At 66.1% G+C, this 7,942-nt stretch carries 14 protein-coding genes and 1 tRNA gene; 6 read left to right on the top strand and 9 right to left on the bottom strand.

All coding sequences use genetic code 11. The features are described 5' to 3' along the window. Positions 1 to 103: 103 nt before the first annotated feature. From pheT to AC06FE_RS11340, 4 genes are all read left to right on the top strand, one after another. Positions 104 to 2,485 (top strand): phenylalanine--tRNA ligase subunit beta, encoded by a 2,382-nt coding sequence (pheT, locus tag AC06FE_RS11325; RefSeq protein ID WP_313254655.1) that lies wholly within the window; start codon positions 104 to 106, stop codon positions 2,483 to 2,485. Positions 2,486 to 2,506: 21 nt separating this feature from the next. Next, complete coding sequence (locus AC06FE_RS11330) at positions 2,507 to 2,806, top strand: integration host factor subunit alpha (protein WP_054657702.1); 300 nt, start codon at positions 2,507 to 2,509, stop codon at positions 2,804 to 2,806. Continuing rightward, positions 2,787 to 3,143: a MerR family transcriptional regulator gene (locus tag AC06FE_RS11335; RefSeq protein ID WP_132862880.1), complete on the top strand. Its 357-nt coding sequence runs from the start codon at positions 2,787 to 2,789 to the stop codon at positions 3,141 to 3,143. The genes AC06FE_RS11330 and AC06FE_RS11335 overlap by 20 nt, the downstream gene beginning before the upstream one ends. A gap of 61 nt (positions 3,144 to 3,204) precedes the next feature. Beyond that, positions 3,205 to 3,281 (top strand) — tRNA-Pro (locus tag AC06FE_RS11340). Between the two features lie 83 nt (positions 3,282 to 3,364). On the opposite strand, the gene AC06FE_RS11345 is transcribed toward AC06FE_RS11340, so the two are convergent. Genes AC06FE_RS11345 through AC06FE_RS11355 form a run of 3 tightly spaced genes read right to left on the bottom strand, consistent with a single transcriptional unit; the run spans position 3,365 to position 4,890 of the window. After that, on the bottom strand, positions 3,365 to 4,462 hold the full coding sequence (locus AC06FE_RS11345) for a tyrosine-type recombinase/integrase (RefSeq protein ID WP_478073069.1): 1,098 nt from the start codon (positions 4,460 to 4,462) through the stop codon (positions 3,365 to 3,367). Between the two features lie 6 nt (positions 4,463 to 4,468). Continuing rightward, positions 4,469 to 4,666, bottom strand: a complete 198-nt coding sequence (locus AC06FE_RS11350; protein WP_478073070.1) for a hypothetical protein — start codon at positions 4,664 to 4,666, stop codon at positions 4,469 to 4,471. Beyond that, entirely contained in the window at positions 4,663 to 4,890 is a 228-nt protein-coding gene (locus AC06FE_RS11355; protein ID WP_478073071.1) for a hypothetical protein, read from the bottom strand. The genes AC06FE_RS11350 and AC06FE_RS11355 overlap by 4 nt, the downstream gene beginning before the upstream one ends. Before the next feature lie 71 nt (positions 4,891 to 4,961). On the opposite strand from AC06FE_RS11355, the gene AC06FE_RS11360 reads away from it, so the two are divergent. Then, positions 4,962 to 5,186 carry a hypothetical protein gene (locus tag AC06FE_RS11360; protein ID WP_478073072.1) on the top strand — a complete coding sequence of 75 codons (225 nt, stop codon included), beginning with the start codon at positions 4,962 to 4,964 and terminating at the stop codon, positions 5,184 to 5,186. Position 5,187: 1 nt separating this feature from the next. Here the strand turns inward: AC06FE_RS11360 and AC06FE_RS11365 are convergent, their stop codons facing one another. Both AC06FE_RS11365 and AC06FE_RS11370 read right to left on the bottom strand, forming a co-directional pair. Continuing rightward, complete coding sequence (locus AC06FE_RS11365) at positions 5,188 to 5,418, bottom strand: hypothetical protein (protein WP_478073073.1); 231 nt, start codon at positions 5,416 to 5,418, stop codon at positions 5,188 to 5,190. Positions 5,419 to 5,434: 16 nt separating this feature from the next. Further along, complete coding sequence (locus AC06FE_RS11370; protein ID WP_478073074.1) at positions 5,435 to 5,914, bottom strand: hypothetical protein; 480 nt, start codon at positions 5,912 to 5,914, stop codon at positions 5,435 to 5,437. Positions 5,915 to 5,963: 49 nt separating this feature from the next. Here AC06FE_RS11370 and AC06FE_RS11375 point away from each other — a divergent pair, with 49 nt between their 5' ends. Then, positions 5,964 to 6,182 (top strand): hypothetical protein, encoded by a 219-nt coding sequence (locus AC06FE_RS11375; RefSeq protein ID WP_478073075.1) that lies wholly within the window; start codon positions 5,964 to 5,966, stop codon positions 6,180 to 6,182. A gap of 13 nt (positions 6,183 to 6,195) precedes the next feature. Here the strand turns inward: AC06FE_RS11375 and AC06FE_RS11380 are convergent, their stop codons facing one another. The 4 genes from AC06FE_RS11380 to AC06FE_RS11395 all read right to left on the bottom strand — a co-directional run. Beyond that, positions 6,196 to 6,420, bottom strand: a complete 225-nt coding sequence (locus tag AC06FE_RS11380; protein WP_478073076.1) for a hypothetical protein — start codon at positions 6,418 to 6,420, stop codon at positions 6,196 to 6,198. Next, positions 6,417 to 7,406 (bottom strand): hypothetical protein, encoded by a 990-nt coding sequence (locus tag AC06FE_RS11385; protein ID WP_478073077.1) that lies wholly within the window; start codon positions 7,404 to 7,406, stop codon positions 6,417 to 6,419. The genes AC06FE_RS11380 and AC06FE_RS11385 overlap by 4 nt, the downstream gene beginning before the upstream one ends. Further along, positions 7,403 to 7,696, bottom strand: coding sequence for a helix-turn-helix domain-containing protein (locus tag AC06FE_RS11390; protein WP_478073078.1), 294 nt, complete (start codon positions 7,694 to 7,696; stop codon positions 7,403 to 7,405). Before AC06FE_RS11390 ends, AC06FE_RS11385 begins: the two co-directional genes overlap by 4 nt. A 7-nt stretch (positions 7,697 to 7,703) precedes the next feature. Then, on the bottom strand, positions 7,704 to 7,942 hold a 239-nt coding region (locus AC06FE_RS11395; protein WP_478073079.1), incomplete at its 5' end, for a hypothetical protein.

The following is a 7,942-nucleotide window of genomic DNA, read 5'->3' on the forward strand; positions in this document are numbered from 1 at the left end:
GCCCGGCAACGCTTGAACGTCGGTCCGCCCCGGGCGCAATGCGCTGGGCGCCGGCACAAAAGAAACCGCAACGGGAGGCCCGGCCTCCCATCAGGGTGACAACATGAAATTCTCCGAAAGCTGGCTGCGCAGCCACGTACCGACCACCGCTTCGCGCGACGAACTGAGCGCGGTGTTGACCGCCATCGGCCTGGAGGTCGAGGAAGTCACCGCGCTGGGTGATGGCTTGGACAACGTGGTCGTCGCGCGCATCGTCGAGGCCGTGCGCCACCCGGAGGCCGACCGCCTGCAGGTGTGCAAGGTCGATGCCGGGCAGGGTGAACTGTTGCAGATCGTCTGTGGTGCGCCGAACGCGCGCCCGGGCCTGGTCGCGCCGCTGGCGATGGTGGGCGCGCAGATCGGCGAGCTGAAGATCAAGCCGGCCAAGCTGCGTGGCGTGGAGTCCAACGGCATGCTGTGCTCGGCCAAGGAGCTGGGCCTGGATAACGACGCCTCCGGCCTGCTGGAGTTGCCGGACGACGCGCCGGTTGGTACGTCGCTGGTCGATTACCTCGGCCTGCCGGACGCGAGCATCGAGATCAAGCTCACCCCGAACCGCGCCGACTGCTTCAGCGTGCGCGGCATCGCCTTCGACGTGGCCGCGGCCACCCGCAGTGAAGTGAAGCCGTTCGCGGCCGATGCCGTTGCCGCGCAGGGTTCGCGCGAGCTGGCGATCCAACTCGACGCCGGTGCCGAAGCGCCGCGCTACCTCGGCCGCGTGATCGAAGGCGTCAACGCCCGCGCCACCACGCCGTTGTGGATGGCCGAGCGCCTGCGCCGCAGTGGCGTGCGCCCGGTATCGCTGCTGGTGGATATCACCCAGTACGTGATGCTGGAGCTGGGCCAGCCGATGCACGCCTATGACCTGGACACGCTCAAGGGCAGCATCGGCGTGCGCCGTTCGCGCGCCGGTGAGTCGATCAAGCTGCTGGACGGCCGCGACGCGGCGCTGGATGACAGCTTCCTGGTGGTGACCGACGCCGACCGTCCGGTCGGCCTGGCCGGCCTGATGGGCGGCTTCGATACCCGCGTCACCGACGACACCACCAACGTGTTCCTGGAGGCCGCGCACTTCGCGCCGGCCGCCATCATGGGCCGTGGCCGCAAGCTGGGCCTGCATACCGATGCCGGCCATCGCTTCGAGCGTGGCGTGGACCCGCAGTTGCCGCGTACCGCCATCGAATACGCCACCCGGCTGGTGCTGGACCTGGCCGGCGGCACGCCGGCGCCGGTCACCGAGGCCGTGCGTGAAGCCGACCTGCCGGTGGCGGCCGTGATCGGCCTGCGCCGTGCGCGCATCCCGCGCGTGCTGGGCATCCAGATCGCCGATGCAGAAGTCGAGCGCATCCTGCGTGCGCTGGGCATGCAGGTCGAAGCCGCGGCGGACGGCTGGCGTGTGACCGGCCCGAGCAGCCGCTTCGATATCGCCATCGAGGAGGACCTGATCGAGGAGCTGGCCCGCATCCACGGCTACGAGACGATCCCGACCACCTTGCCTGGAGGCGCCGCGCGCATCGCCATGCCCAGCGAAACCCGCCTGGACGAGCTGAGCGTGCGTCGCCAGCTGGTGGCGCGCGAGATGCTGGAAACCATCAACTTCGCCTTCGTCGATGCGCAGCTGCTGTCGCAGTGGCGGCAGGACGAAGGGCTGGTGCCGCTGGCCAACCCGCTGTCGGCCGAGCTGGCGGTGATGCGCCCGCTGCTGCTGCCGGGCCTGGTGGCCACGCTGGGCCGCAACGTGGCCCGCCAGGTGGGGCGTGTACGACTGTTCGAGATCGGCCGCGTATTCGCCCGGCAGGCGGGCGACGGCCAGCCCGCACCGCTGGAAACCGTGCGCGTGGCCGCTGCGGTGTGCGGCGATGCCGCCGCCCTGCAGTGGGGCGAGAAGGCGCGCAAGGTCGATTTCCATGACCTGAAGGGCGACCTGGAGTCGCTGGCACATGCCTCCGGGGCGGTGCTGGAGTTCCGCGCCTCGCAGCGTCCGTACGCCCATCCGGCGCGTTCGGCCGACGTCTGGCGCGACGGCCAGTGCATCGGTTGGATCGGTCAGGTGCACCCGCGCCTGGCCAAGGCGATGGACATTGACGTCGACGTGATCGGCTTCGAGCTGGACCTGGCGCCGTTGGCCGCGCGCAACCTGCCGCGTTCGGGCGAGTTGTCGCGCTTCCCGGCGGTGCGCCGCGACCTGGCGGTGCTGGTGGCTGAACAGGTCAGCTGGACTGACTTGGCGGCGACGATCCGCCAGGCCGGCGGCGAACTGCTGCGGGATGTCGTGCTGTTTGACCGGTATGTCGGGCAGGGCGTCGAACCGGGTTTCAAGAGCTTGGCTATGGGCTTGATTCTGCAAGACAAATCGCGCACCCTGACGGACCGTGACGTGGAGGCCGTGGTCACCGATGTGGTGGCGGCGATCGATCACGGGCACGGCGCAAAGATCCGTGGCTGAGGCGGGATACAGGGAGCAGGCATGGCATTGACCAAGGCGGAGATGGCGGACCGGTTGTTCGACGAGGTCGGTCTGAACAAGCGTGAGGCCAAAGAATTTGTCGACGCGTTCTTCGATGTGTTGCGTGATGCGTTGGAACAGGGACGTCAGGTAAAGCTGTCCGGTTTCGGTAACTTCGACCTGCGGCGCAAGAACCAGCGCCCGGGCCGCAACCCCAAGACCGGCGAGGAAATTCCGATTTCCGCCCGTACGGTGGTCACCTTCCGTCCGGGCCAGAAGCTCAAGGAGCGGGTGGAGGCATATGCTGGATCCGGGCAGTAACCGCGAACTTCCGCCGATTCCGGCCAAGCGCTACTTCACCATTGGTGAGGTCAGCGAGCTGTGCGACGTCAAGCCGCACGTGCTGCGCTACTGGGAGACCGAGTTCCCCAGCCTTGAGCCGGCCAAGCGCCGTGGCAACCGTCGTTACTACCAGCGCCATGACGTGCTGATGGTGCGGCAGATCCGCGGCCTGCTGTACGAACAGGGCTACACCATCGGCGGCGCGCGACTGCGTCTGGAAGGCGAGGGTGCCAAGGAAGAATCGGCACTGAGCAACCAGATCATCAAGCAGGTGCGGATGGAGCTGGAAGAAGTGCTGCAATTGCTGCGGCGCTGAACTTTTCGATGTGAAAGCCGGTATAATCACCGGCTCGCCTCACGGCGAAGCAGTAGATGTTCGGGGCGTAGCGCAGCCTGGTAGCGCATCTGCCTGGGGGGCAGAGGGTCGTCGGTTCGAATCCGGCCGTCCCGACCAATTACTGCAATAAGAACAAGGGCTTGCGGCTTACGTCGCGAGCCCTTTTTCGTTATGGCCACTAAGTGTCCACTATGCGTCCACTACTTGGGCAACGAAATGCCGGTGCTGACGGCTTGCCATGGGGCTTCGTGACCGCCCAGATAGTGCTCGGTCATGGCTACGTTGCTGTGGCCCATCAGCGCCTGGATCTGCTCATTCGTCCAGCCGGCTTCCTTCAACAAGGCACCGCCCAGGCTTCGGATCTCATGGAAGGTCGGCGGGTTGTCCGCTTCGATGCCGGCGGCGTCTCGGGCTGCAGCGAACGCGCGCGACAGCTGCTCAGGCAGCACCTGGGTGTGGTGATCCCGGCCCTTGGCCCGCATGTTGCTGGGCCGCGCCTTCTCGGGCAGCCGGTGGATGAGGTAGGGCGACACGACCGAATCACGGCAGCGGGCAAGCAGCTCGCCAAGCGGGCCGGTGGCTGCGATCTGAAGGCGGACGTTGGTGGAGCCCTCGGTCTTCGACGGCACCACCCAGAGCGCGCCATCGCGCACGTCAGCGAACCTGGCCGATACCACGTCTTCCCGGCGCAGCAGCGTCAGTAGCGAAAGGTCCATGGCATTGCGCACCCATTGCGGCGCGTGGTCCCAGATAGCGCGGTAGACGTCGATCGTCAGCCGCTCACGCTTGCGGCTGTGGGAGAACTTGCGGGTGGACAGCGCGGGGTTGGTGTCGATCCAGCCTTCCTCGACCGCACAGGCCAGAATCCAGCCCAGCACCAGCCGGAACTGCTGGCGCGCGCGCTCGGACTCGGTGACCTCCCGAATGAAGGTGGCGCAAGCCTTCACGGTCACGTCAGCGACCGCGGTACCGCCCAGCCCAGCATCGATCCGGCGAATCACGCTTTCGTAGACCTCGGCGGTCTTCGGCGCCCACTTCCGGCCGGGGATGTCGTCGGTCCTGAACACCTTGATGGCATCGGCCACCGTCTCGCCAGGGGTCAGCACCTTGCCCACCAGGTCATTTCCTGGCATCAGCAGGGCGTTGAGCTTCTTGGCGGCGGCGAAGGCCTTGGCCTTGTCCTTGCCCATGGAGTGCTCTTTCCGGGTGATCGGGTGCCGATACTTGAACCCGTCGCGGTGGGCATAGAGGTTGGCCGGCCAGTCGCGGCGGCTCGGATGGCGTGCACGTCCCATCATGGCAAGTTACGCCGCCGCCAGTACGCTGGCGACCAGGTCGTCACCACCGGCCAGCCAGGCGTGTTCATCGATATACCACTGGCCGACGACCTTCTGGCACGGGAGGCGACCTTCGCGGCACCAGCGGCCGATCAGCTTTTGGTCTGGTCGGCTGTCTTCATCGAAGTACTTCTCCGCCCACTTCTGGGCCAGCATCAGCTTCATGCCCTCTCTCCTTCCAGCGGCACACGGGCGCTCTTGTTGCGATTGAATGGCCGCATGATCTTCTGGGCCTCAGCAAGGTCGCCGCGGGCGAGCGCGATCACGGCCAGGCCGCGCGCCTCCCACATGCGGCGGGTCCGCGGCCGGGCCTTGTCCAGATTGATGCCGACCTTGCGCGCCAGCTCGTGGCCTACTGCTACGTGGTCGATCGCTTCAGCAGCGCTCATAGGTCACTCCTATTGACAGCGCCGCGCGCGTTTTGGACGCTGGTACGTGAGGACGCATCGCCGAGGAGCGGATGATCAGATACGTCGATGGTTGGCAGCTGCACGCGTACGTGGACCGTGCGGCCGATGGACCTGAGGAGATGATCATCTCCGCCCGCCACTTGGCGCAGGATGCGGTTCGTGTGCACACCTTCGGCCCTGCCGAGTTCCCCACTATGACGGAGGCCACCAACTTCATCGAAGGGCAGCTTGCCGCAGTCACTGGCGTCGGTTGCGACGGCTCTCTGAGGTTCTAGCTCACGCATCGCTCGCCTCCTGCGGGCTGTCCGCAATCCCCTTGTCCGTCAGCGCATAGAGCTTCCCGCCCGCCTTGCACAGCTTGGACTCGACAAGGCCGCGACTGCACAGGTGCGTCAGGGCGACAGCAGTGCTGCGCGTTGTAGCGCCGACGGCTTCCGCGATACTGGATGCCCAGTGGTCATGCGCACCGACACTCCAGTCGGCGTGCCGGCGGCCGTAGTCATTCATGTGCGCGAGAATGCGATCACCGTGCATCCTTCACCCCCTGCGGGCGGGCAGCGAGATCGTTTGCAAGAAGATGCAGCATTGCAGCCGCGATGCTGTCGCTGTCGTCAGGCCGCACATGCACGACGCCATAGCCGTTCGCTGTCACGATGATCGAGCCATCGTCCTGACGCTGGAAGCTCCAGCCCTCCGGCTCGGCGCTAAACTCTACCGGCTGCGTCTGCAGGAACCGCAGCGCGCCCATCGCATTGAACTTCGCGCCCTGGTCATCGGGGGCGCTCGCGATCTGCTCCAGCGTCGTCATTGCAGTCCGAAGGGCTACGGCCTCCGGCGCAGCGCGCAGGGCGGCGGTGATGGCAGCGATGGCCGCGTTTACGTCCCGCGTCCATCCCAGGTGCGGGTCCATTCGGTTCGTCCTAATGAATCGAGCGGAATCAAACAGGCCGTCACGGTCGTACTCCGTCGCCAGCAACTCCCTGGCGCGCTGCTGGTCATCCATGGGACACCCCGTGGCAGAATGCGGGCTGGCCCCCGGATAGGAACTCGACATGCCCCCTGAGATTCGTCGCGACCAGTTGGTCACCTCGTACTACGGCAAGGACATCTACGTGGAGGCTTGGCAGCCGGAAGGCGGCGAGGCCTTTGTCCACGTTGTTGAGATAAGCGATCTGCCGCCGTTCAAGACCCCCGTTCGGGAGAACTTCGCCAGCTTGGAAGAAGCCTTGAATGCCGGGCTTCGATTCGCTACACAGCAGATCGACTACTGACGCAAGTTCGCGCTCAGCCATCCGACACCCCCGCGCCGTGGCTGGTGGGCTGCTCGTCGGCCGCTCGGATGACACGACCGCCGGCACCGTAGAACGTAGCGTCCAACTGCTCGGGGTGCTTCATCAGAACGTCGCAATCGCAGAGCATGCCGTGCGTGTTGTAGCTGCACCGGTTGTGGTGGTACTCGGGCGCAACGCTTCGGGTGATCTCCCACCCTCTCGGGAAATCAACGCTCACGACCCCACCTCGGCGCTGGTGGCCTGCGTTGCGGCTAGTAGGTCGTCGTGGCGCGGGCCGCACAATGTCACGTCATCGCCACCAAGGTGGCGGATAACTTGCCTCCACGCGTCATCCAAACTGCGACGGTGGACGTTAACCAAAGGTCGATTGCAAACCTCAGCGTTCCACCTGCTGACCGCCCATTGCAATGCATCGTTGCCGCCCTTGGGGCTGTCCTGCAGACGCTCGATGATCTTGCCCCGCATTGCGATCAGGTCGCGGTCCCCTCGGGACAGGTGCAGGCAGCGGTCGGCCAGCGTTTTGAGATCGCCATCGGTGCGATGGCTGCGCTCACCCAGTAGCTTGCGCAGTGTGTCCGCCACGTCGTCGCCCTTGGGGCTGGCGTCGATCCGTGCAAAGAGCTTGTGAGCGTGCGCGTCTATCTCGGCGATTTGGGATTCAGTCAGGCCTTCCTCCCGGCCCCACGTCAGCATTTGCGCGGCTAGCGAAACGTCGGCGAGGTCGATCCCCGGCGCTGCGGGGGGGCTTGCACGCAGCGCGGCTCCGAGCATCACGTTTGCGCGTTGCGCTTGCGACGCGAACGGCCCGATCTTGTGTTGGTACTTTGCATACAGCTCACTAAGCACGTCGGCTGCGAAACGTGCAGCACTCTGCAACTCAACCGGCGCTGCGGCGACGGGGGCCATGCGAACGTGGCGCAGCGCCCCCGGCGTGGAACGGGCATTGCAGTCGCAGGTGATGCCGTCTTCCATGTAGTGATATCCGCAGTGGTCGCAGACGTAGAAGTCCACCGCCTCCTGCGCTGCGGGGGTCTCACTCTCGCGCTGCTGCATGTCCGTGATGTACGCCAGGACGGTGCGCAAGCGGGCCTTGTGGCTCGCCTTTATGTCGCCGCTGCCCAGCAGCTTGTTGAGCAGATTGACGGCTCCGGTCATGGCCGGGATCGCGCGCTGCGCGCGGTTATCTGAGGTCTTGTCGTTCACGCGCTGGGCTCCTTGCGGCTTGGGCGGTGGCTGTACCGGGCGCGGCCCGGCATCATCGGAATGAGGAGCTTCTGGTTCGTCGGGATGCTGTACTGGGCGACGAGGCAGGGCTCCCCGAACTTGTTGTGGACGGTGATGCGGGTGGAATGGATGACATGGCCGTCCGCCCGCAGGTCGTGCACCCGCGCGCTGGCGCGGTAGATGCCGAGTTCTTGGAAAATCTCCACCGCGGTCATGGCGCGGTTGGTGAGCGCCGTGAGCAGCCTTTCGCACTGTGCGGCCTGGGTCATAAGGGCCTCAGAGACAGAGCTGCATCTGCGGGGGGAAGGCCAGCGCCGGGGCACTGCGGCGAACGCGCTTGGGCCTTGCCGGCTGGCCGTGCATCAGCTCCCACTCGGCCAATGCCCGTTCAAAGTCGGGATGGCGGGCCGTATGGCTGCAGGAGCATTCGATGCCGTGGCCGCCGCCGGCGGAGGCGCGGCGAAGGTCGTGGATGTGGCGCGCGGCGTGTCCCTTGCTGCAGGGCAGGAGGGGTT

The sequence above is a fragment of the Stenotrophomonas sp. Steno-C18 genome (assembly GCF_056393195.1).